Origin of the sequence: Nocardioides ungokensis (assembly GCF_013466985.1) — a bacterium.
Classification (GTDB): domain Bacteria; phylum Actinomycetota; class Actinomycetes; order Propionibacteriales; family Nocardioidaceae; genus Nocardioides; species Nocardioides ungokensis.
In genome coordinates, this window is record NZ_CP059164.1 from 3493524 (window position 1) to 3517025 (window position 23502).

The following is a 23502-nucleotide window of genomic DNA, read 5'->3' on the forward strand; positions in this document are numbered from 1 at the left end:
ACTGAGGTCGAAAGGGCGCAGCGCCGGGACGCCCGCGGGGTTGTCGAGTCAGTCGTGAGCCAGCGCCGCCTCGAGCTCGCCCGCCGCGAAGCCGAAGGCCTCCGCCAGCTACAGAATCGCTTGGGCCTGCCCGCCGGCGGGGAGACCGTTGCCCTGTACCTCACCTGGCTGGTCGAGTCCGGGGCGACCGGCCGCTCAATCCGGAGGCGCCTCGCCGCGCTCGACCTCATCGAACGCCTCGAGGGACGCCCACCCCTGTCGCAACGGCCCGACCTCGTCCGCCTGCTGCGCGGCATTCACCGGTCCGCGGAGCTGGGTCCGGTGCAACCGCAGGCTGACCCCCTGCATCGCGAGCTCCTCCAAGTGGTCGTCCACGCGTTGACTGAACCGTCGGCTGAGCAGTGTCTCCGGGCAGCCGCGATGGCACTCACCAACGCCACGACACTGTCGGCCACCGCCCTCGCCCAGCTTCGATGGACCGACGTACGGATCGAGCCGAGCCGGATGGTGCTCACACCGCCCCCGCGCCACAACCGGCGCGCCGGCATCACACCCGGCGAACCGATTGTGGTGCAACGCGCCCACGACCCTCGCATCTGCCCGGTTGCTCTCCTCCAGGAAGCGCGCCTAGCAGCGGGATCGACGGGACTGGTCTTCGGCGGATCGGGCGCGTCGTGGGGCATCGAGCGAATACGGCAGTGGTTGACCCTCCTGCCTTCTCCGACCGTCGGCACCTGGCTCAGAGCACCACTCGACGCGGACGCGTTACTGAAGGCGATCGGGAAGGCCCGAGCGCCCACCCCCTCGCAGGTACGCGACCGGGCGCTGCTGCTTCTGGGCTACGGGGCAGCACTGCGCGTCCATGAGGCGATGCACCTCAATCAGGGCGACGTTGTTGTCAAGCCTGGAGGCCTGCTCGTGACCGCGGCCGGGCGACGCAACGTAGCAGTGCTGGCTACTGGCGGTCGCGCCGAGTTCTGCCCGGTGGACGCCTGGCTGGCGTGGATCGACGTCCTCCGGGAGTCGGGATTGACCGGCCCGGAGCGACCGGCGTTCTTCGAGGTGCGCGGCAAGGTGGTGACCGAACACCGGCTGTCGCGGCATGAGCTGAGCAGAGCCGTCGCTCTCGGCTGCGCACGCGCGAACCTGCGGGGCAAGTACACCTTCATCAGCCTACGGGCCGGGTACGTCCGGACATCCCTCCGCGAGGGCCACCCGACTCACTGGATTGCGGCGCAAGCCGACTTCACGGCACTGAGCAGCCTGGCTCGTCATGAGCGGCGGGAGCAGCTTCTAAGGAAGAACGTTGCAGCCCAACTCGGACTATGACCGCCCATAACCTCAAGGATCGTGCTGGACGGCAACAGCAGATGGTTAATCGGGGACCGGTCCCGACGGAGCCGCTAAAGCCGCCGCCCCCTAGACGAGCTCTCGGAGTCGCTCCGACAGCCCGTTTCGTCGGTGTTCGATCCGGCTGCAAAGTGGTCGGCGGCCCCGCCGCCCAGGAGGTGGCCGACGTCGCCCAGGATGCGGCGCACGCCACTGTCGGCGGACGGTTGGCTGGTTGCATCAGGGCCGTCGTTGATCCGATCGTCCGCGGTGAGTCACATCAAGCACCGTTGCCGCCGCATTCGAGCCGGCCTCGAGGCCCACGCGTCATCTCCCCCGATGCGGACCAACCGGCGCAGGTGCACTGGGTCAGAAGTCGAGGTCGGGCTCCCGACCCAGCATGGACAGTGCCCGGGCGCACGCGGGGCACGGATGCAGGCAGCTCAGGTGCGCGTCCCGCGCCAGGCACCACGACACCACGCTCCGGCCGCGGCGGACCAGCAGGTCGCACCGGACATGGGTGTGTGGAAGAACCGGTCATCCGCCTGCGAGACTTAGACGCGGGTCCGGCCCGCTTCGTACGACGCACCGCCGCCGTTCGCTCCCACCGACATCGCCGTCCCCTCTGTCCTGCCCGGACGCTAGGGCGTCCGCGGGACAGCCTCACCCGAGTCGTGGGTGCTCCCCCAACGTTGGGGATCGGTCGTCCAGACCGGGCGGGGTGGCCCTACGGCGCGCAGGTGCTCGGTGCCGGTGTCCCCGCGAACCGCGAGGACAGCCACGTCTCGGCCGCGTCGATGAACGCCAGCCCGGCGTCGCTGTGGTCGGCGCCCTGCAGCTCCTGGTACTGCACCGGCACACCCTGGCCGCAGTACTCCGCGGCCAGCTTCGCCTGGTCGGCGGCCACCATCACGCCGTCGCCCTTGCCGTCGGAGTTGCCGGCGACCATGAACATCGGGGCGCTCGGGTGGCCCTTGACCGTCCCCATGCGCAGGCCGTTCATGATCCGGCGGAAGACCGGCACGTGCAGGACGTCCTCGTACCGCTTCCTCATCAGGTGCTTGATCGTGAGGTTCGGGAACTCCCCGGACATCTCCCCGATGCACTGGTGTGACTCGGTCCGCACCACCATCCGGCCCCACTTCGAGAGGTACGGCCGCAGGTCGAGCCGGTGCGCCCGGCTGATCCCGACAATCGCGCCCGGGATCACGTCGGACCACTCGGGGGTCCCATCGATGTAGGGGAGGTTGTTCCGCATGTTCACCGGCACCCCGCCCATGGCGGTGCCGACCAGGTTCATCTTCGGCGCGTGGTGCGGCTGGAGCTCGCTGGCCCAGTCCGCGGCGATCGAGCCGCCGGAGTAGCCCATCATCCCGACGGGCGCGCCCCGGCCCAGCTTCAGCGCCTTGAGCGTCGCGGTGATCCCGTCGAGCGCGCTCCTCCCGGACTCGCGCCCGGCGACCCAGTGCAGGCCCTCGCCCTCGAAGTCCGGCACGGTGACGATGTAGCCCTGCTCGCTCAGGCTCCGGACCGTGCCCTGCTCGAGGTCGGTGAGCTGCTGGTTCTCCGCCGCGGGATTGCCGCCGCGCAGCGTGTACGACGGGTCGCACTTGGCCGACAGCGCGTCGTAGAAGCTCAGGTACGCCGCCACCCGCGGCTGCGCCGTCCCGGTCGCGGGCTGGATCACCGTGGTCACGGTCGCGACCGCACGGCCAGTGGTGTCGGTGGTGCGGTAGAGGATCTGCTCGGCCGGCAGCGGCGTCTGGTTGGTGTCCGCCCCCAGCGTCACCTTCCGCGTCTTCAGCGGCGTCCCCGGCTCGACCTCCCGCAGCGGCGTCGCTCCGTCGTACCGGTAGAACGGGTCCTTCCCGGCCGCACCAGCCCAGGTGCCTGGGCGCCTGCCCCGTCCGCCGGGGCGAAGGCGATCAGGGGTACGGCTGCGGTCGCGCCCACGACCGTGGCGAGAGTGGCCAGCGCGAGGGATCGGACACGCATGGAAGGTCCCTTCTCCAGGAGGTCTGTCTCGGACAACGAATCGGGCGGAGACGGGTTACCGACCCGTCACCCCGGTGCCTCGGCTGGAGGTCCTCACTCACGTGCACGCACGCATCCGATGAACGCGCGCTCTAGATCTGGGGCAATCACGCGGCGCATTAATTGCGCGCGCGTACGATGCGTAGGCACCAGGGCGGTCAGTTCTTGTTGTGCCCCAGCGAGCGGGCGTGCAGGACTTCCTTCCAGTAGGACTCTCGGTCGATCACGTGGCCGTCGTCGGTGCGCATCGACCAGAACTCCAGGAGCGCGAACTTCATGTTGTGCGGTAGTACTCCTCGCCCTTCTCTTCCAAGAGCTCGATGAGCCCCTTGTTCCCCGCGTGGAGGGTCTTGGCGTAGTAACTCCACCGCGACCAGATTCCAGTGTCCCCGTAGGCGGAGCCCACGTACCGTGCGCCCGTGACCTGGTCGTGGATGACGTAGACGCCCTTCATCTGCTCCAGCGCGATCCGCCAGTCGGGCCGGTTCTGGTTCACCACCAGTTGGAGGTCGGCGAGCGTGTGGTTGATCTTGTCGTGGCCCGGGAACGGGTCGCCGACAAACGGCTCTTCGAGGATGGACGAGACGGTCATCTCGTCGAGGATGGACTCCATCTTGCGGCGGCGCTGACGGCTGCCCAGGGCCAGGCGAACGTAGAGGCGGCGGATGTACGGACCCATCAGGTCCTCCCGCAGGGCGACCTTGTATGACCGCGCGTACTGCTCAGGCCCGCGCTCCAGCACCTCCCAGATGCCTCCGAAGAGCCACAGCGTCAGGTCGTGCCGGTCCTGGGCGAGCGAGAAGATGAACTGGCGGTTGAAGTCGTTGTTGTTGCTCCGGTAACTGTTCCAGCCTTGCCAGCCCTCGGGGTCGTTGCTCAGGACGTCGATCGGGTGCTCCTCGCCGTTCCAGACCGCGCAGTGGAGCTTGCACGTAGCCGGGTCGAGGTCGGCGCCGAGCAGCGGGGCGAGCGGGATGGGCTCCATTCCGGCGAGACTACTTACGCGAGCGCGCGGATTGCATCGTGCGGCGGAGACCAGGGCGCGAAGTCGCAGAACCCTGGGCCACCGCCATCGTTGTGACTGTTTCGCTTCAGGTGTCTCGTAGTGTGATCAGCACTTGAGGCAACCGGCGTGCGCCTGGCCTCAACGCTCGGATGAGGAGGAACAACGTGGGGAACCTGGGCGCGTACCAGGACATCGTGGTCAAGGCCAAGGATGCCGGTGGAGTGGAGAAGCTGATCGAGAGCATCGAGAAGGCGGCAGCCTGGAAGGCGATGCCTAAGGGCTTCGCGGCTGGGATCGCCGCCACGATCGCCGCCGTGGCGGTCGTCAAGCAGTACTCGAAACGAGGCGATGCGCACGAGGCCGAGGCGAACCGTGCGAAGGCCCAACTGACCGGCGACTTCGTCGAGGCGACGGACAGCGACGAACTCGAGGTGGAGGGTGGTGAGGCTGGCGCTGAGGAGTCAACCGAAGACTCCCCGAGCCCGGAGAACGGCTCATGAGCGACTGGCGCTGGGGCCTCGACGGCGAGAACGCCAGGTCGGTCGCCTGTCCGCACTGCGGGGCCGGCGTGGGCGAGATGTGCGTGACCAGCAGCGGACGCACGTCGTCGAACTACCACGGGGACCGGTTCGCTGCGAACGAGACCGAGAGCGACCCTCTGTGCCGCTACTGCCTTCGGCACCAGTCGGAGCACAGTGGGCCGGACCAAGACGTCTGTCCGTGAGGCCCTGGGCCGGGCATTTATTGCGCGCGCGTGGGACCGCCACGCCATGTGGCACCGGTACACCGAAGCGGTTCCTCGGCACGGCGTGGCATGTTCCGGCATGGCTCGGCAGGGCGGACCTCGGAGCCAGAGCAGTAACCCTGGACGAAGGCATGACCGCGGACTAGGAACACTTGGAAGTGGCCCGGCTATGGTCGGGCCACTTCTCGTGTCCGCGACTTCTTCACCACCTCGTGAGATCACCCGCCACCGGACGCACGGCAATAGTCCGACGACCTCGGGCGAAGTCCTCAGCGCGGCTCAACTTGAGGGCGGCTTGGCCGCGCTGATCGACGTGGCGCTGCAGGGCCGGCAGGTCACCTGGAGATCGGGAGCGCGGGATCGATTAGGACGCGCATGCGCTCAATCTGCCGGTCGAGCCACTCGGGCGCTCCCCGTTCCCACGGATAGTGCATGAGGTCGGATCCCTTCCACTGGTTATGGGTCCGGCAGAGCCAGACTTGGTTTGTCCCGATCGCAGGCCCCCCTAGGGCTCTGGGAAAGAAGTGGTCGGACTCGATCGACTCCTCGGTGAGAGGGCACTTGTATCCCCAAACCACGTCAGACTGGCACACCGTTCCCTGCCCTCTTCCCCCGAATGGGTGAAGGCCGATTCCGGGCTGCAGCGCCTCTGAATGCAACCAAGCTGGATGACACAGTACGAACCGGGCGGGCAGAGACGGGCGCTTGGACAACTCCCCCCAAGAGAGGTGAGAAGCGGATTCGAGGGCCGCTAGGTACTCGACAACGCCACCCTGCCGAATGGAGAGGCTTGAACTGTCCAGCATGGGCCAACTACGCCGTCTGAATCTTCAGGGTTCGCTCGACCGACTCGCCTCCATAGAATGTAAGCAGGAACTGGAGCTCAATCGCCGGAGAATGCAGGATGTTCGGACTGAGATCCAACCCTCGCTTCGACTTCAACGTTGCCCATTTCCAGTTCTTGTCGTGCGGGCGAGAAACGTCTGCCACTGCGACATTCATGACGTTCGGCGTTGTCGCACCCACAGAGACCGCGCGCAGCACGCCAAGATCGAGTTTTGTCGACTTCTTAGAATCATCGATGGTCCGGAATGGGTCGACCTTCGCACTGAACCGGACCCGCGTGCCCTTCGGAGATATGCGCCGACCTCGCACTTCGAAGCCAAAGCCGACATCACCCTTGAAGTAGTCCCAAAGATCCAGATCGTTTGGAACGGAGGCAGTAGGAAGAAAGAGGTCCGCAAGCGTGCCTTCGAGAAGGCGCCCGAAGACTGAGAACGCGAGTTTCTTGTTGAGGTTCCCCTCACTACCGCCACGCGCAGCGCTGGACCAGGTCGTTGCGTCCCAGTCAGTCGTGTCGAAAGCGCGTGCCTTGAGCTCGGCGGCCCAGTCCTTCGGAACACCATGGGCTGCCAGAAATCGCAACGCTCCGTGTACGAAGCCCTCCTGAAGTGGGCGATGCCCTGCGCCGCCGCCGCTGTTAAGAAGGACGCTGCTCGACCGGGCTGAGTTCGCGTGGCAAGCGACTAGGGCGTCGTACGCCAGCCCCAGCTCTCTGGCGACCTGCTTTGGGGTGAGCGCGCCGGCCGGGAGCGACTTGTGCGCGTAGTAACTGCTCTTTATGAGATCTTGGAACTCGATGGCGTCGAACTCAAACCCACCCTGGGCTGGACCAGTCTTGACGACCTTGTGCGAACGCTTCACACCACCCGGGTTAAATGCGACGCGATCAAAGAATGGATTCGTCAACGTCTTGGCCGGATCCAAGAACCTTTCATGACACAACGCGACGGTGGCCTCCATGGCGTCGGCCTGTTGCTTGTTGGCCGCACCCTTGAGCGGTGATGAGGCGTCGTACTTTCCCAGTCTGAATGCGAAGGTAAGCCACTCATCGTGCAACGGATGAAGGCCTTCCGCGGTCGTGGTGACCTGCGCGAAGATCTTCGCGAAGGTTGATTCAGAGTAGATGGCGGAGGCCCCGTGGCTAGCGAGCAGCACGAACGGAACCTTGTCCGTGGACTTGGCGGCCGTTAGTCCCGCGATGCGGTGCTGACCATCAAGAATCCAAATAGGTTTACCGCTATTTGTCCTGATATCAAGTGTCCAGAGATCCCCGGTCTCGTATTGAATCGTGATGCCCTTGGGATCGTGAAGCGCCAGGAGGACAGCGTTTGGCATGATCTCGTCGGCACTCTTAAAGATCCGGGCGATCTCACCTACGCGGTCAGAGTCGAGTGGCCGCTGCCAGTCGGCAACCGGTGAAGACGTGACGTTACCCGCAATGACCTCATGTGGAGTCTTCAACTGGAACTGCGGTGCCTCGGCGATGCTGTCGAGTTGGCCGGCGCGCAAGAAGCCAATGAATATGGGGTACTTCTTTGTGCCCACCGAGTGCTCTGTCCGAAGCGCGCTTACCTTGACCAATGCCCTGTCCTCCTGCAGCCGAGACGTAGTAGGCACACTAGAGAACTGCGGGGCGAGGCGTCATGGTTCCGGGGACTCGGGAGTCAAAACGTGTTCCAGACGGGCATGCCGAGGACCAGGATCCGCTCGCGGTCGGTGGACAGCACGACCTCGCCAGGGCCTGTAGTTCTCGTCATCGCGTCCGCCGACGGCGGCCATCGGGTGATCAGTCAGCAATGTCGAACCGGAACTGCATCTGACGCCCGTCCACGCGGAACAACCTGGCATCCGGACCGAGGGGGTTGGGCAGCCAGAGATAGCGGCGTAGATCGTCGTCGAGGACGTTCGCGACAAAAAGAATCGTGTACCGCTCGTGTGGCTCGAGGTCGACAGCCCTCTTTATCTCGGACTCGGGAAGGCTGAACGCCAGATCGTTTCCAGTGGTGGCTTTGACCTCGATGAGATAGGTGACGTCGCCCGCGAGCACCGTGAAGTCGTATCCCAACGAGTCGCTGCCGAGACCGTCGCCCACGATGTCGTTCCGATAGCCGGAGCACCATGTCTCTTCCCGGGGCAAACCGAAGTTCGACTCGATCCAGTGGCCGGCGAACAACTCACCAGCGAGCCCGATGCTCTGGGTCTTCTCCTGCGGGACCGGTGTGGCGCGAGCGGGCTTCTTCGCCCCCCCGCTAGTTCGGCCACGGGACGGTCGTAGGGGCAGCTCGTTGAGAAGGGACAGGGCGGGCGATTGTCCGAGATCGACGGCGGCCACGTGGGCGGCGATCGCTTGATCCAGTTGAAGGAGATCGTCGGGCTCCCCGGTGAAGGTCTGATCGCCGTAGGTGATGGCGGCAGCTCGCCTCTTCTCGTCCTCGGCCTCCTGCCGCTTGCGATCCCGTGCGCGTTTGAGGTCCTCCGGTGTGATACCGAGGTCGCGTTGCCCGAGCGTGCGGGGCATTGACTGGGGCCACAACCCGTGCCCGTACAGCCAGCCGACGATGTCCTCCGACGTCCGCTCACCGAAGTCGAGGAAGCCGCTCGCGCGGATCTGGGCTGTCACGACTGCCACGTCGATGGCCGCAGGAGTCATGATCCCGTTGATGTCGCACCAGGTGATCACGGAGTCGCGAGCCGTGGTGAGGGAACTTGTGACGTGGCGTCGGCCGCGAAGCTCGTCCACCGGCGGGAGGTCGTGCGGATCCGGTGGTCCGGCGACTTCAAGCAGCCACTCCTCCGCGCGCGTGGTCATCGACTCCCTCGGCACCTGCCAGAACTCCTCGGACCAGCTCCAGTCCGGGGCCAATCCGGGGAAGTCGGTCAGCTCCGCGTAAACCGACAGCAACTCGGGATCACTAGCCACGCGCTCGACAAACCTGTCTCGCAACTGGTTTCGGAGGAAGGCACGCTGACCGGCCACGAACGCGCTGAATCGGCGGATGTGCGCGTCGGCGTTGGAGATGGGCTCCAGGCCGAGCAGCCGGAGTCCGTCGTTGGCGGCCCGCAGCGAAACCAGCCCGTCCTCGATGGGCCCCCAAACCCGGCCGCTATCCGCATAGGAGAGCAGGGTCTTGGCATCGGTGGGCGCGTCTACGAGACGCTCGTCGAGCCAGGGCTCGAGGTCCAGTCGATCGTCGCTGACGCCACTGCCGCGCAGCTCCTCGGCCAACTCCGGGACGATGGTCGCGAGCACGGTCACCAGGAGGGAAAGGTCGGGGCGTAGGGCGCTGCGCTCTACGCTGGCGAGCTCCACCTCGAAGAGGGGCAGTCGCAGAGCCTCGGCCACGTCCGCGTTGGAGGGAGTGCCCCCACGCACCGCGGCCTGCAGGTCGATCAGCGCAAGTCGGAGGTCCCTGAATGCGTCGGGCGCGCCGATAGCCTGTCCGATGCCTTCCGCGGCGAGCTCGGCGAGCTTGATCCTCCCTTCCTCGGAGCGGCCTCGAACGAGCACGACTCCCATCCCGTCCTCCCCCTCGACGAAGCACGCCGCCTGTCTACGCGAGTCCTCCACCTCGTGGCCGTCGACCCTTGTCGAGAATGTGTCGACCAGGGCAAGTCTCGTCGCTCTCAAACGGTGGGCCGCCTGCTCGAGCTGCCGGGACGTCCTTCTCGCGACTCCCTGCTGGTGGGACAGCACCAGGTGGACGACGGTTTCCAGCCAGTCACCGACGACGTCGAGCACCGGCCCCGTCGTCGTGGGGTCTGGATGGACGACCTCGATCTCGGCGTTCGCGACGGACCGGAACCTTGCCGACACGGAGCCTGCGAGAAAGTCTCCGACCCGTCGGGACAGACGTCGATCGTGAAGCCGAGCCTCGGCAGCGGCAAGTAGGCGAGCAGCGCCGCTTGGGGAAGGTCGGGTACCGCGTAGTAGACCGGCTCGCCGTCCTCGGACAGCTCGGTGAGCTCGACGGCCCCGCTCGCTCGACCGAGGACACCCACGGGACGGCGTGCGGATGCGTCCACGTCCCTGTTCGAGAGATAACGCCTCCCAGCTCCGCTCGTAGTCGGCCCGGGTCCCGCGAATCCAAGCCCCCTCTGCAGCGATGAGCGCGGCGAGATAGTCGATCCGGTCCGCGGCGGAATCCGGCGCATCCCAATGGCGGAGCCCGAGTGTGCGCAGCCGTTCGACGGCCGTGGACCCGATCGAGCGTCGCAGATGGGTCGCAGCCGCCGGCAGGTAGGAGGGCAGTTCCTCGCTGACCCACCAAGCTTCAGCAACCTCGACGAGGGTCACTCTCCCGCGATCGCTCGGCTCACGCTGTGGGAACCAGGCTTTGGATGCCAGGAAGGCCGTGACGAACGACGGCCATGTGCTCGCGTCGTGGCTCTCACGCCGGAAGAACCGCGCATGGAGGTCGTCGGCGTCCCACCGATCGAGGCCGGCGAGCAGCAGCTCGCCGTAGAGCTCGCGGGCGTGAGCCGGGAGCGTGCTCCAGGCGAGCTGCCCCGGCAGCTGGTGATTTGGGTGAGCGGGTAGTCCACGTAGAGGTAGCTCGCCCTTTTCCGCGACTGCGTCGCGGCAGTTTGCAGCCACGCCTGGCGGATCTCGCTGGGCACCCATTCCGGCAGAGTTGAAGGATCGATGCTGGCGGGGTCGTTTGAGCGCCGCCCCTGTCGGCTTCCACGGCGCAGGCGAGACCTCGACGGCCACAGGCCGTGCCTGACGCCCGCACGCTCCAGGAACTCCCGCATCGCGTCGCGTTGCGACCCGTCGCCGAGCCAAGCCTCAGGCCTGAGAACGATCGTCCGGGCCAGGTCCTGCAGGTCCTCAACGTCCTCGGTTCCGTCGAGCAGCAGCACCAGAGGTCATCGAGCCACTCGTCCTCGCCGGCCCAGCCGCGGCCGAAGAAGGCCTCGTCAGCGGGGATCCACCCCGACGCGGTCGGGACACGGAACGCGGTGCTCGGAAACGCATCCTCGCCCAGAGGGGATCGTGCGTTCCGCCAGACGTCTAGGGCATAGAGCAGGGACTGGCCGAGCGCGTCATCGGTGAGGTCCGGTTCACACATCACCTCGGCAACGACCTTGAGAATGTCCTCGGACCCGAAGTCCGCGACGGAGCCCCCGAGCCACTCGCGGCCGGGGCGGTGGCTCTGGTCCTCGAGCCGCAGGGAATGTCGCCACGCACGTAGGCCAGACGGCCGGCCACGGCGTGCGGTGGTTGCATCCGCGCCTCTGCGGCGTTGCGTCTCGGTGGGAAGAAACCGGTGGGCTGACCGGGTGCGCCGTTGGCCGCGAGCAACCGATCCTCACTGACGACGATCCGAGCACCGGCCACCGGAGTGTTGCGAGGGATCGCGGTCGCCAGCTGTCGTAGAAGTCGGCCCAGACCTCGGGTCCGGCGTCGGCCCCGTACAGGCTGCGGGCGCACGTCTCTGCGAAGCCCACCAGCGTCGCGCCGGTGGGGTGCCAGGTCTCCAGGTGACCAAGTGCCCGGACGAGGGCCGTGACGCGCGCCAGCCGCACCGCACCCAGGTCAGGATCGACGAGCGAGCCCAGTTGCTCCGGATCGAGCCGGGCCGGTCCGAACACCGTACCCTCCGACTCCCAGTGTGATCCCTGCACTATCGAGATGCGGCTCCCCGGGACCAGTGAAGGCAGCATCGGCAACCTCTCGAGCGGTCGCTGTCGGACGGACGTGGCAGCCCGCAATCTCGACAGGTGGTTCCCTGACCAGCAGGCGAGATCGACCAGTGTCCCGTCCGGAAGGTCGATCCGCCTTCGGTCGCTGCCAGCAGCAGGTCGGTCGCGAGCAGCGCCGCTTCGTTGAGGAACATCTCATTGATCGGGTACGCCTCGTTCAGCGAGCGCCGATCCAGGCTCGAGAAGAACGGCGCCTGCAGATACGCCGGGAGCGGGCAGCCCACCTGCTCGCCCATCGGCAGGAAGTTGTAGAGCCGAGGCGACTCCAGCGGGTCACCCGAGGTGAGCGCTAGCACCACCTCGGCGTCGCCCCCACGCCTCCCAACCGGGAAGATGCGCACCCGCCTCGCGGGTGGCGGCGATGGCGGCCAGCACCTTCTGCTCCGGCACGGTACGGCGGGCAACGACGAACTCGGAGCCATCCTGGAGCCGGGTCATGCTCACCCGCCGAGACCTGTCGAGGCACTCGACCGAGGGGTCAACGGCCCCGGGGGCGCGTCCGAGGCGTCGGTGGCGGTGTTGATGGTCTGGATGTCGATGGTTTCTATTCGGTCCAGGAAGAGGTGCATGGGCACGTCGCTACCGGACACGGCCGCTAGCTCACCGCGCGCGTCTTCGATCGCACGCGGGGACTTCAAGGGGAGCCGGATCACGGTGCAGAACGCGTCCGCGCCCAGTTGGGCTGCGCGAGGTGGCACCCCTCGAGCGGGAAGGTCAGGGTGAGTGTCGAGATGTTCTCGGCAAGCTCGTCGGCGTCCACCGCGGCCAGAGGCTCAGCCAACCTGGCGAAGTCCTCCGGCTGCCCGAACCGGAACGTGAACCCGTCGAACTCCGACGAATCGTTGTCGGACTTGCTGTAGACCTCAGGGCGGTCACTGAACTGAAGCACGCTTTTGAAGCCCACGCCCTTGTTGCCGATGCCCTCGTTCGGCGGCTTGTCGCTCAGCGCGACATCCACCATCGCGTTGAAGTTTCGCGTGGAGACCGGATTGCCGCCGTTGGCGACATACAACGTTCCGAACTCGCCCTCGGTCTCGTCGAGGAGGATGTGGATCCGCCCGTTCTCCGAGTCCTTGTCGTGGGCGTCGTGCGCGTTCTGGATCAGCTCGATGAGCGTCCGGCCGTGGTAGTCGGCGGAAATGATCCCCTCGATGAACCGCTTTACTTGAAGGGTGGGCCGTTCGCCGTTCTCTCGCCCATAGAGGAACTGCTTGACCGGCCAAGCGGCCTTCTTGTCGATAAGCCGCTGGAACTCAGGCTTCGGTAGCACTGTCCCTCGCCTAGGGCCAGGCATCACATCTCGACGAGCACCCACAGCGCGAGGCTACGATGATTTCAGCCATCGTACACGTCGTTGTGAAGCAACCGGCGACGTCGCAGGAAACTGGTGGACTGCTCGGCGAGGGCTACTCGCAGGCAGTGCATGCGCCGACTGCCGCTCAGAGCCGGGCGATCGCCGAGGCATTGAGCAGCGGGCTGGGGCTGAAACGTCACTGACAAGATCGATGACGTTTCGGGGTTGGCCGCCGAAGCGAAGCTCGCATGATGGAGTACATCCTGAGGTGGGTCACTGACCGGCTCTGAACGTGGCGCCGTCGGGTTCCATGGCCAGCGCGCCGACGGGACGTTTGGATGGTAGTTCTCCTAGGTTCGAGGGGTGCCGCCGACGTCGAAAGAACCATCTAAGAGCCCGCCTCTGAAGTGGGCCCTCGATGAAGCGGGTGTACGTCGCTGACGCTGTCCGAGGACGGCAAGGACTGCAACCAGGTCGACAAGAAGAACTGGGCGCAGCGGTTCAGTAACGCGCTTGCCACGACCGTCGCCGACGGCCTCCGCGCGATGGCTACCCGAATGCCCTGGTAACACCCGGAAGACGTGGGCGACCAGGCCGCTCGCCTTGCCCCCGATCCCGGCCGTGCAGTCGGCCTGCGAGCCAAGCTTCGACACGTCGAAAACTTGTTCGCATTCTCCTGCGAGTCCCTCTAGCCAGAACTATCTAGGCCGCGTACCTTCGTCGCACTGCAACTTCTGGCAACGGAGCACGACCTCGGTCCTCCTCTCGCCCCGGCGCGCGCAGGTGAACCCGACACCGGCTCACGCCGAGCCGCCCTCGAGAGAGAACTCAACATGTTCCATGTAGACAACGCTGACTTCATCGCAGACAAGTTGGCGGCTGAGCTGCTGCCGAACCAGGAATACCGCGAGGCGGCCAAGAACAGCGCCGAGGCCATCGCCCGGCGCCTCGCATCCCGCGGCGGCCCCAAGGGCCGCGTCGAGTACGACGTCGACTGGGCCATCCTCAGCGAGACCGAGCCCCCGCCTGGTACCTCTCCTGCGCCGACAACGGGGACGGCATGACGCGCCACGAACTCGGCGTCTACACGACGACCCTGGCCGTTCGTGGTGCGAACCAGAATCAGTCCCTCACCGGCAATCAGGGCATGGGCCTCAAGATCAGCGGTCCGACCCGCCACAAGGAGGGCCTCCTCATCCGGTCGCTGAAGGCGGGGGAGGCCAGCATGGTTCAGGTCGGCTGGAACAAGCAGACCAAGCAGTACGGCCTCATCCCGCTCGGCGACGGCGGCGAGGAGATCGTCTCCGTGCCCATGGAGTTCTTCCCGGACTTCATCCTCGGTTCGGGCTCGGGGACCGTGGTCACATTCCTCGGCAACGCTGCGGGCGAAAACACCTTCGTGCCGGCGGGCAACCCCCGCGGCTGGCTGTTTAAGTACCTCAACCAGCGCTTCTTCCGCTTCGAGGACGAGGGCATCGAGATGCTCGTTCGCGTTCCCACGGGGGAGGTCGAGGACTGGCCGACAAGCCGTGAAGAGGCTGTCGAGCGCACGAAGGGCAAGGGCCGGTCGTTCAACCTGTCGCGGGTCAACGGCACCGCCGCGGTGTGGGATGACGCCAGCAGGAAGCTCGGCGACCACTACTCCGGGACCGTGACTGTGGCGGGCGACCACGCCGCGGGGCAGCCGGCCGCCAACGTGCACTGGTGGGTCCTCCCGACCGGCCCCGGGTCGGACGTCTCCACCCGCACCTTCAGCGGTGGTTCGATCGGCATCTTGTACCAGAACGAGGTACACGACTGGCGCACGAGCAGCCTGGCCAACGCGTACTTCGCCCGCTTCGGGGTGCTGCTCGGCAAGAACCGCGTCGGCTTCGTCGTCGAGCCCTTGGGGGACACCGTCACCTCGGACTTCGCCCGCGCTCATGTGCTGGTCGGCGGGAAGCCGGTCTTCGAGCACGAGGCCTGGGTGACTTGGGCCGAGCAGTTCCGCTCCTCCATGCCCCCGGAGATCCGAGAGGTCATGGCGGAGGAACAGGAGCGAATGCAGATCGAGGACCCCGACCGCAACAAGCGGATCAAGGAGCGCCTGAAGGACGTCATGTCCTTGCTACGGCCCGTTCGCGCTCGTCGCCGTGCGGATGGCAGCGTGAAGGCCACCGGCCCCACCGTCAGCGGTGGCACGACCGGCACCAAGTCGAACGGAACCTCGACCTCGTCGTCGCCAAGCTCCACGACACGCAAGAGCAGTGGCGCTCGGGGTATCGGGTCACTGCTTAGCCAGCTCAGCGACGCCGGCGAGTCAGCCGACCTCGTCTACCTCCCTAGAGCTGGAGCCGGTCTGGCGGACCGAGGAGGAGGCGTCGAGCTACGCCCTCGTCGGTGGCGACGTCCGGGGTCTCCACGACCGTGCAGCTGCTCTGGCCGGCGAGGACGGAGCGACGGCCCGCTCCTCATCCTCAACAAGCAGTTCCGCGGCTACACGGCAATCGTCGAGGCCGTCAACGAGTGGGCAAACCCTGAGGGCGACGAGACCAAGGCCGAAGTGATCGAGACTCAGACCCAGGAGTGGATCACCCAGAAGATGCTCGAGGCGGTCTCGGGGCTCCGCCAGCTGGAGAACGGGTCGAGCTGGACAGCTCAGACCTTCAACGAGGGCCTGAGCCCGGTGGCGCTAACGGGCGCCTTCATGGCTGACCGCTACCACACACTGCGCGAGGTGAAGCGCCACGTGGGCAGCCTTCGGCAGTCCACTCCCGCCTCCATTGGGACCCCTGCCGCGAGCTGACGTCATCGGTTCGACCCAGGGGCAGCCACTTCGGCGGTCGGCCTCTGGGTCGGCACGACAGGGGGCGCACATGCTGATGAGGTTGTTGTGCTGCTCCTCGACCACGCTGATGGCGGTTTCAAGCGAGGCGCCGGGCGCCAGATCCACTTCCGGAAGAAGCTGATCGCCAACGTCCAGTTCGCCTCGGCCTCACGCCCGAGTCGCCGGTGAGAACCGGCGATCGAACTCCTCCCGTTGCGCCAAGTAGAGATCCGGCGGGCGAGGTGGCGCGAATGCGGCATGCCACATCGGAAGCGGTGACCACAGGCCTAGTGCTATCGACGACTTCATCAACTCAAGGACCGTGCCTCTCTCGATCGTCGTTGCACGATTGTTGCTGGAGGTGGGGACGTTCTGAAGTAGGGCTTGCGGAAACAAGAAGACTCCAGGTCGACCGTTCCAGTGCAGCGCACCCTGGTCGCCCTGGACGGGGCCGCCCCTGCTTGAGACCCAGAGAAGCTCTATCTCGCTGGCCGGGGTTCCTGCTGACACTGCCTTGGCGACCACAGCCCACACCTGCTCGAACGAGGGCCAGTCAGTCCAAACTGCAAGCATGCGGCCATGCCCAGCCTTGCTCCACTCGACGAGCGCTGGTACTCGTCCTCGAGGTGGAGTCGATTGAGGGCGCGGCCACACGGAACGACAGTTCGTCCTGCCGGTGGGGCTGCCCGATTGGGGAACCCACTCGCCCGTGAGATTCCCGTACCCGGACCCCACATAGATGACGGGCACCAGAGAGGTCCACAGGCCGGACCCCTTCTGTGCTGCCACAAGCGCATCCCAGTGGACACCGGTGGTCTGTGGCCCATTGCCACTCTTGTGGCTGAACGCCTGCGCGCCCAAGACGTAGTCGCCTGCAGCGCCTGGCACCCCCCGTCGCGTCTTCTCCAATACCAGTGCGGGATCCGTGCGCGCCGCCCAGTTGGCCATGGCGTCGAACCAGAGATCCTCAAGCAGGGCCGCTGCTGTGAGCGCGTAGTAGGTCCCTCGATACTGAGGTTGCGCAGCCACGATTGGAAGCAACCACTCGGGGTCGGCAAGCATCGCCTCGATCAACTCAGCACATTCGCGTTCCTGACGTGTCACTGCGACCGAGGCCAGATCTAGGCCAGTGGCCGCGCAGGTCCCTGTCACTGTCACCCCGCGAGCGTAGGGGTTTCAGGACCGCTCGGTCTCAGAGTCGCCAACTCGCGGGGTCACATACTGACTGGACGTGGTAGGTGACTCGTCGTGCCACGGCGTCCCGCAGGTCGGCCACTTGGAGTCGCTGAGCCGGACCACCGGGCCCTCGTCGCGAAGCACGGCCGGAATACGCCAAGTTGCTCGGGCTTATCAGGCGTACCTCGGTAAGCGTGGCGAGGCTCCGGGGTCTCTTGAGCGGGGGCAGTAGGTGCAGGGGTCGTCGATCATGAGCAGTGCCCTTCAATTTCGGGGGTTGGGGAATCGCATGACCTTGGCGCCGATCGATTCCGTGAGTTGGTCGATCGCGTCACGTCGGCTGGGCGTGGCTGCCGTCCTTGCCTCGCCCATCAGCCGGGAGAGCTGGACCGTCATCGAAGCGGCCGCGGACCCGGTCTCGATCGGCGACTCGATCCGGTACGCCAGGGCGAGAGCCGCACGCCCGCACACCGAGTCGAGCTGCCCCAGCTGGGTGAGCTCTACTGCGGTGGCAGCGACCAGGGCTCCCGCGGCCTGAGGGGCCGACTCGGGGGCATGGGTGACGGCTCGGTGCCGGCCGAGGTTGGACGGCCGACGGCTCGACGCTTTCCGGCACCGGGGCGAGCAGAAGCGAGCACGGGGCGACACGGCCTCGAAGCCGCGGCCGCACTCGTCGCACGTCACGTCGCGGGGTTGCTTCACGGTGACCTCCTTGTGCTCGGGGAGGGATGGGCGGCCAGAGCCGTGGCCGCGAGCTTCCGCCGTCCAAAAAACCCGGCGGTAGTCGGCGTCTCGAGCGAGCCGGGGTGAGGGTGGGGGTGGCGCGGGTCAGAGCAGGCCGAGCGCGTCCCGCTGCTCCTGAGTCAGCCGGTCCAGGGGGGCGAGGTGGTCGTGGCGGGCGCAGTCGGCGCAGGCACAGCCGTAGGTGTCTTCGGCGTGGGTATCGACCACCCACCACTCGGGCCAGCCGTTGTCGTCCTTGGCCGTGGCGAGGATGTAGCGGGCGTCGAGGCGCGTCAGCTGGGTCGTGGGCTTCTGCATCGCTGGTGTCTCTCCGTTCGGTCGGTCAGAGTCCGAGCGCGGCGCGCTGCTCGGTGGTCAGGTCCACATGCGGGGTGTCGTGATCGTGCAGGCCCATCGCCTCGGCGGACAGACGACGGGCGGGTCGGTCATCAGCTTGCGGGCCCATTGGTGCTCGACCGAGTCCTTGCCCTCGACGCGCTCGACGACCCGGACCAGCATCAGCGCGGCCGGCCGGTGCGCCTCCACGTTCACGGGGTCGAGGTAGCGCAGCGCGAGGGTGGCCCGGTCGGCGAGCTCGTCCAGCTCCTGCTCGTGCCGGGTCACCTCGTTGAGCAGCCCGTGGGCGTAGTCGATGGGGTTGTCGGCCTGGTGCATCGGATCTCCTTCTGGTTGGGGTGGACCTCAGTCGTGCCCACGTCTCGCGGGGTTTCAGGGATGACCACGACTGATCGCAACTGGACCCCCGTCGTGTTCGCCGAACCCCAGTCGTGTTCAGTCGTGTTCATTGATTCCTCTCCCCTAGGCAGCGATCGCGACTGGGCGATCACGACTTGTCCTCGGGCTCGGGCAGGCTGCCCGGGAGCGACCAGTACGAGGTGCGAGGGAACCCCTCGGACGTGACGACCAGCCCGAGCTTCACCCGCGCCGCACGGAGCGAGCGGTCGCTGTGGCCGGCTTTTCTGCCCTCAGCCTTGACGTTGGCCGAGGTATCCGTTCCCCCGTTGAGCTTCAGGTGGTCCTCGAGCCAGTCCGCGGCCTCGGCGGTCGCCGACCGAACCTCGCTGCCCTCGGCGGCGCCCTCGATCGCCTCCCGGAGCGGCCTAGTGGTCGAGCCGGTCCACACGACCCGCGAGCCCATGACCGGGCCGTCGTCGTCGGCCACCTCAACGGCCTCGATGGTGAAGGTCAGCGTCGGCAGGTCGGTCCGGCCCAGGTTGTTCTTCGCCTGACCGAGCAGCCGGGACTCCTCGTTGTCGGGGTCGACGGCGCAGAACAGGACCGCCCGGGACACCGCCGTGAAGGCGCGCGAGCCCATCACCATCGTCAGCGGGTCGGTGCTCGTGCCCTTGTTTACGTGGATGAGCCCGATGACCGTGGCCCCGGCCCGGTCGGCGATGGCGCACAGCGGCTCAAGGTCGCGCCGGACCTCGGAGTCACGATGGGTGTCGGTCCGCGAGTCCAGCCGGCTCATGAGGGGGTCGAGCAGGATCAGCGCGACGTCGTGCTCGCGGACCAGGAGCTCGAGCTGAGGGGTGTCGCGCGGCAGGCTGAGCTCGCCGTGGACCCCGGCCGTCATGACCTCCACGAACAGGACGCGGTCTAGGTCGGCCCCCGCGGCCAGCAGGCGCGGCACGATCGTGTGCTCCCTCGAGTCCTCCGTGGCCGCGACGATGACGCCCGAGGGCTGACCGTGCCGCTCGCCCGGGAGCATTCCCCGGGTGACGTCGGCAGCGAGCTGGTAGGCGACCGTCGACTTGCCGATGCCCTCGCGCCCGGCCAGCAGCGCGAGGGTGCCGAGGGCGAGCCGGTCCTGCCACAGCCACAGCACCCGGCGCGGCCGCACGTCCGAGGCCTTGGTGACGACCAGTGAACGACCCTCAGGGCTCGCCGGGGCAGCTGCCACGGGTGAATCTACGTCCGAGTTCTGCGCCGGGCCCACAGGGCCACCGGTGAGCCCAGGGAGCCACTCCTCGGCCCGCTGTTCCTCGTCCTCAACCTTGCCCCAGACGTCGGCGACCTGCTGGGCCTCACGCCCGACGAACTTTCCGACGGCCTTGCACCACGGGCCGACGAGCGTCACCGTCTGGCCCTGGCTCAACCCGGCCCGCCGGCACGCGGCGACCAGCTTGAAGAAGTGCCGGTGACGCTCCCCGTCGCCGGGGTGCTCAGCCAGCAGCTCGAGAACGAACCCGGGCAGGGTTGAGGCGTCGATCGGTTCGCCCTCGGCGATGGGCCCCGACTCGGTCGCACGCGGGGGCTTCAGCATCGCCAGCAGCCAATCCGGCATCTCTGCCGCGGGCCGGTTGACCAGGACCTCGTACGGGCCGCGGGACGACACCGAGGGCGGGGCCACGATCATGCCGCCCTCGGCGCGCACATCGATGCCCGGGGCCAAGGGCGAGCAGCCGATTGCCCGATCAGCTGGGTAGCGGTAGACGAGGTGGCGGCCGCCCGAGCCGGTGCCGACAACGCGCGTTGGCGGCATCTCCGCGAGGTGCTGGCCGACGAGGCCGCCCCACGTCGCCTGTCCGGGCAGGTCTACGTCGATCGCCAGCAGCCCGGACTCGGCCCCGGTCCGGATGCCCACATTGTCGTCGGGGTGCTGGCTGTAGTGCTCGTGGACGTCCTGCCCGTCGCGCAGCTCGACCCAGCCGCCGCCCTTCCGTCCGCGAGGGCGCTTGTCCACGCAAGGCACGACGACGAAGCCACGGCGCACGTAGTCATAGGCGGCCTGCACGACGGCATCGCGGCGGTCGAGCTGGTGCTGCTCGGCCGCGCTCACACGACCACGTCCCCGGTTGCGGCCAGACTTGAGCCACGGGCACCCCCGAGAGTGCGTGATGACGAAGCCGCGGACGATCGTGTCGGCGAGGACGTCCACCGTCGAGTCGCAGTCCTGGCAGCGCAGCTGCTCCAGGGCCGCCTCGATGCGGGTGATGCTCCAGTGGCCGGCGGCGGCAGTCAGTGGAGTGACCCGCGGCGGGATCATGCGGCGGTTCACGAGGCCTTCTGCTGATCCGGCGTCACGTCGGCGAGGGTGAGCCGGCGGCGCTCGATCGCGACGCGCACGATGCGCGCCGCGCGGGCCAGCTTGGCCGGGTCGTCGATCGCCCGGAGGGCGGCGTTGTGCTGGGCGACAGCGCGGGCGTGCGCCGCTTGGTTGGGTGTGCCCATTCAGGGCCTCCGTCAATGAGAAACTCATCGACGGGGCGCGGATTCTGCTGCCTGCCCGGCCGGCCTTCTCCGCTCCGTCCCTTCGCCAGATGTGCGTTGGGTTCGCCCCCAATGAGGGGCGCCGGGTCGAGACCACCGTACGCCCCGACTGCTAGACGTGGGGCTCAGGCACGCCAGACGATATTGGTCAACGGCACGCGCGCCTCGATGTCGACGCGGTTGAGCCCCCGCCGCGGCGCCCGGTCGACGCGCACCGTCCCAACGAACAGCTCGACCAGTTCCCGACGCTCGCCGAGGGTCATCGCCGGCCAGGCCTCGCGCACGTCTCCGATGTCGACCCGAGCGACCTCGACCGGCAACTCGGCCAGTTCGGCGCGCAGCTCGCGCTCTCGGGCGTCGAGTGCGTCACGCGCAGCGTCCCACTCGGCGTCGGTCAGCCGTCCGGCGCCCCAGCGGCGCGCGAGGTCGGCCCGCTGGCCGGTGTCGAGGGTGTGCAGAGCGCGGGTCAGCTCCTGGCGCCGGTCGGCGTCCTCGTCGGCCGAGACGGCGGCCAGGAACTCGGGACGGTCGAGGGCGTCGAGGAGCAGATCAGCCACGCGCTGCTCCAGCGCGTCGGCGTCGACTCCGACACACGAGCCCACGCGGCAGAAGTAGAGCGCAAACGGCTGCCCCCCTGCCCTCGTGCGGCGCTGGGCGCCCAGCGGCCCGCCACACACGCCACAGACGGCGAGTCCGCCGGTCAGCAGGTAGCGGCGCCGGGTGCGGGCTTGGGTGGCCGGCACGGCGTAGTCGCCGCCGTTGGCCGTGCGCACGCTCCGGGAGCCGGACAGCCGCTCGCGGAGCGCCAGCCAGGTCGGCTCATCGAGGATCGGTGTCCACACGCCGCGGCGGTGGATCTGGCCCTTGAACACCCGATGGCCGGCAACGGTCGGGTTCGTGAGCATCCGCTTCAACGTGCCGTAGGTGATGGGCCGCCCGTTGGCCCCGGCGATGCCGCGCGCGGTGAGGTCGGCGGCGGCCGAGGTCAGCGACCAGCCGGCCAGGACGCGGTCGGCGGCCTCGCGGAGCACGTCGGCCTGGTCGGGGACGATGGTCAGTGTCTTGCCGCCGGTCTCGTCGATATCCCGCTCGTACCCGAACGTCACGCCGCCGCTCGGACGGCCCGCGTCGGCAACCTCGGCGAGTCGGTCGTTCACCCGACGACGGAGCTTCCGAATCTCCCCGGCATTCAAAACGGCCTTGATTCCGGCGATGTCGTCGGTCACCCGTACGACGCCGTCCCGGTTGGTGTGCAGCTCCTCGATGCCGGCGGCATCGAACTCGGCCGCGAGCTGGAACCAGGGGGCCTCGCGCCGCTCAAGACGTGACTGCTCCACGGCCCAGACGTGCGCGATGCGGCCGTCGCGCACCCACTCGCGCATCCGCTCGTAGGCAGGTCGGACCACGTCATCCTTGGCGGCCGAGAGGCCGCGGTCAGTGAACACCTCGATGGGCTCGCCGGGCCACGCCTTGGCGGCATACGCCCGCCCCCACTTCTCCTGTAGGTCGACGCCCTCGTAAGAGCCGTCAGGCCGGGGGCTGAGTCGGCAGTACAGAGCAACGTGCTTCATGTGCCAATACTACTTGACAGGTCCCCTCCACGGCCGGGTCGTCGAGGAACGGCTGGAGCGGGCCGAAGCCGGAGACCCGCGCCACCAGCTCGCCGACGACCGCGTCGACGTCCGGCACCGGCGCGACGGCCCCGGTCAGGCTCCGCTCGTCGTGGTCGCGCACCACGCTCTCGGCGATGCGGCGTACGACGGGGGCGTCGCGCTGGGGGTCCACGCCCTCGCGGCGCACGAGCTCGCGCACGTGCTGGTCGAGCAGCTCCACCAGCTCGCCGTGCGCGTCGGCCGCCGTCGTCGCCATCGTGACCCCCGTCCCGAGTGTGGCTGTCCCGACCCTAGGGACAACGGCGTCCTACCCGCGAGGGTCACTCACGAATCTGTGGACAAGGCAAAGAAATCTGCCCGCAGGGGCGCGAAAAGCACCGACGGCCGCCGCGGCTCCGCGACGCTGGTGCCATGGCCCTCGCCGTCTGCCTGCTCTTCGACCCCGCGTCGGACCGGCTGGTGCGCGCCCTGTGGAGCCGTCTCGAGGAGCACGGCGTGCGCACCCTCGAGACCCACACCCACCGGCACCACCACCCGCACCTGTCGTACGCCGTGCTGCGCTCGTGGGAGCTGGACCGGGTCACCGAGGCACTGGCCGGGCTCGGGGAGGGCGGATCGTTCACGCTGGCCTGCCAGGGCATGGTGACGTTCCCCCGCGGCCGGGCCGCGCTCGCGGCGGCCGTCACCGCAGAGGTGACCCGCCGACAGGAGCGGGTGACCGCGGCGCTGGCCGCGACCGGCGCCGACCTGCACCACCACTACCTTCCCGGCCGGTGGGTGCCGCACGTGTCGCTCGCGACCCGGGCCCACGGGGCGGACCTGGCCACCGTCTCCACCACGGTCTCCGACGCCCTTCCGGTGGACCTCACCGTCGACCGGGCGGCCCTGATCGACACCGGGACGGGGCGCGTCTGGCCGCTTCCGTGTCTCCCATAGCAGACACACGCATTCTTCGTGGGACATTCGGGGTAAGTGGGGTTGCGGGCATCGGCGGGA

Annotated in this window: 21 protein-coding genes; 7 read left to right on the top strand and 14 right to left on the bottom strand. The window is 67.7% G+C overall.

The features are described 5' to 3' along the window. The first annotated feature begins 54 nt into the window (after positions 1–54). On the top strand, positions 55–1329 hold the full coding sequence (locus H0S67_RS17285; protein WP_180934037.1) for a site-specific integrase: 1275 nt from the start codon (positions 55–57) through the stop codon (positions 1327–1329). Positions 1330–2056: 727 nt separating this feature from the next. On the opposite strand, the gene H0S67_RS17290 is transcribed toward H0S67_RS17285, so the two are convergent. The 3 genes from H0S67_RS17290 to H0S67_RS17295 form a co-directional block, all read right to left on the bottom strand. Continuing rightward, positions 2057–3118, bottom strand: coding sequence for a lipase family protein (locus H0S67_RS17290; protein ID WP_180934038.1), 1062 nt, complete (start codon positions 3116–3118; stop codon positions 2057–2059). Between the two features lie 403 nt (positions 3119–3521). After that, on the bottom strand, positions 3522–3641 hold the full coding sequence (locus H0S67_RS28595) for a GIY-YIG nuclease family protein (RefSeq protein WP_484549372.1): 120 nt from the start codon (positions 3639–3641) through the stop codon (positions 3522–3524). Next, entirely contained in the window at positions 3638–4348 is a 711-nt protein-coding gene (locus H0S67_RS17295; RefSeq protein ID WP_180934039.1) for a GIY-YIG nuclease family protein, read from the bottom strand. Before H0S67_RS17295 ends, H0S67_RS28595 begins: the two co-directional genes overlap by 4 nt. 170 nt (positions 4349–4518) lie before the next feature. Here H0S67_RS17295 and H0S67_RS17300 point away from each other — a divergent pair, with 170 nt between their 5' ends. Further along, positions 4519–4869, top strand: coding sequence for a hypothetical protein (locus H0S67_RS17300; RefSeq protein ID WP_180934040.1), 351 nt, complete (start codon positions 4519–4521; stop codon positions 4867–4869). Next, positions 4866–5093, top strand: coding sequence for a zinc finger domain-containing protein (locus H0S67_RS28375; protein WP_425489831.1), 228 nt, complete (start codon positions 4866–4868; stop codon positions 5091–5093). Before H0S67_RS17300 ends, H0S67_RS28375 begins: the two co-directional genes overlap by 4 nt. An 834-nt stretch (positions 5094–5927) precedes the next feature. Here the strand turns inward: H0S67_RS28375 and H0S67_RS17305 are convergent. Together H0S67_RS17305 and H0S67_RS17310 are read right to left on the bottom strand one after the other, a co-directional pair. Continuing rightward, positions 5928–7502, bottom strand: coding sequence for a ParB N-terminal domain-containing protein (locus H0S67_RS17305; RefSeq protein ID WP_180934041.1), 1575 nt, complete (start codon positions 7500–7502; stop codon positions 5928–5930). Between the two features lie 241 nt (positions 7503–7743). Then, positions 7744–9771 (bottom strand): protein NO VEIN domain-containing protein, encoded by a 2028-nt coding sequence (locus tag H0S67_RS17310; RefSeq protein WP_180934042.1) that lies wholly within the window; start codon positions 9769–9771, stop codon positions 7744–7746. Between the two features lie 594 nt (positions 9772–10365). On the opposite strand from H0S67_RS17310, the gene H0S67_RS26875 reads away from it, so the two are divergent. Continuing rightward, the gene (locus tag H0S67_RS26875) at positions 10366–10494 is read left to right on the top strand and encodes a hypothetical protein (RefSeq protein WP_281368880.1); all 129 of its coding nucleotides are present in this window, start codon (positions 10366–10368) and stop codon (positions 10492–10494) included. A gap of 1087 nt (positions 10495–11581) precedes the next feature. Here H0S67_RS26875 and H0S67_RS17315 read toward each other — a convergent pair. Further along, positions 11582–12001, bottom strand: coding sequence for a hypothetical protein (locus H0S67_RS17315; protein ID WP_180934043.1), 420 nt, complete (start codon positions 11999–12001; stop codon positions 11582–11584). Between the two features lie 308 nt (positions 12002–12309). Next, positions 12310–12930, bottom strand: a complete 621-nt coding sequence (locus H0S67_RS17320) for a sacsin N-terminal ATP-binding-like domain-containing protein (protein WP_180934044.1) — start codon at positions 12928–12930, stop codon at positions 12310–12312. Positions 12931–13787: 857 nt separating this feature from the next. Here H0S67_RS17320 and H0S67_RS17325 point away from each other — a divergent pair. Further along, on the top strand, positions 13788–14018 hold the full coding sequence (locus H0S67_RS17325) for a hypothetical protein (RefSeq protein ID WP_180934045.1): 231 nt from the start codon (positions 13788–13790) through the stop codon (positions 14016–14018). Further along, positions 14015–15739, top strand: coding sequence for a hypothetical protein (locus H0S67_RS17330; protein ID WP_180934046.1), 1725 nt, complete (start codon positions 14015–14017; stop codon positions 15737–15739). Before H0S67_RS17325 ends, H0S67_RS17330 begins: the two co-directional genes overlap by 4 nt. A gap of 1461 nt (positions 15740–17200) precedes the next feature. Here H0S67_RS17330 and H0S67_RS17335 read toward each other — a convergent pair. The 7 genes from H0S67_RS17335 to H0S67_RS17365 form a co-directional block, all read right to left on the bottom strand. Beyond that, on the bottom strand, positions 17201–17638 hold the full coding sequence (locus H0S67_RS17335) for a hypothetical protein (protein WP_180934047.1): 438 nt from the start codon (positions 17636–17638) through the stop codon (positions 17201–17203). A 126-nt stretch (positions 17639–17764) separates the two neighbouring features. Continuing rightward, positions 17765–17977, bottom strand: coding sequence for a hypothetical protein (locus tag H0S67_RS17340; RefSeq protein WP_180934048.1), 213 nt, complete (start codon positions 17975–17977; stop codon positions 17765–17767). Between the two features lie 57 nt (positions 17978–18034). Continuing rightward, a complete protein-coding gene (locus H0S67_RS17345) occupies positions 18035–18334 on the bottom strand; it encodes a hypothetical protein (protein WP_180934049.1) in 300 nt (99 codons plus the stop codon). 169 nt (positions 18335–18503) lie between these two features. Further along, positions 18504–20681 (bottom strand): bifunctional DNA primase/polymerase, encoded by a 2178-nt coding sequence (locus H0S67_RS17350; RefSeq protein WP_180934050.1) that lies wholly within the window; start codon positions 20679–20681, stop codon positions 18504–18506. Continuing rightward, positions 20678–20854: a hypothetical protein gene (locus H0S67_RS17355; RefSeq protein WP_180934051.1), complete on the bottom strand. Its 177-nt coding sequence runs from the start codon at positions 20852–20854 to the stop codon at positions 20678–20680. The genes H0S67_RS17350 and H0S67_RS17355 overlap by 4 nt, the downstream gene beginning before the upstream one ends. Positions 20855–21018: 164 nt before the next feature. Continuing rightward, positions 21019–22464: a recombinase family protein gene (locus H0S67_RS17360; RefSeq protein ID WP_180934052.1), complete on the bottom strand. Its 1446-nt coding sequence runs from the start codon at positions 22462–22464 to the stop codon at positions 21019–21021. Then, positions 22421–22762: a hypothetical protein gene (locus H0S67_RS17365; protein ID WP_180934053.1), complete on the bottom strand. Its 342-nt coding sequence runs from the start codon at positions 22760–22762 to the stop codon at positions 22421–22423. The genes H0S67_RS17360 and H0S67_RS17365 overlap by 44 nt, the downstream gene beginning before the upstream one ends. A 155-nt stretch (positions 22763–22917) precedes the next feature. Here H0S67_RS17365 and H0S67_RS17370 point away from each other — a divergent pair, with 155 nt between their 5' ends. Then, the gene (locus H0S67_RS17370) at positions 22918–23442 is read left to right on the top strand and encodes a 2'-5' RNA ligase family protein (RefSeq protein ID WP_180934054.1); all 525 of its coding nucleotides are present in this window, start codon (positions 22918–22920) and stop codon (positions 23440–23442) included. Positions 23443–23502 lie beyond the last annotated feature (60 nt).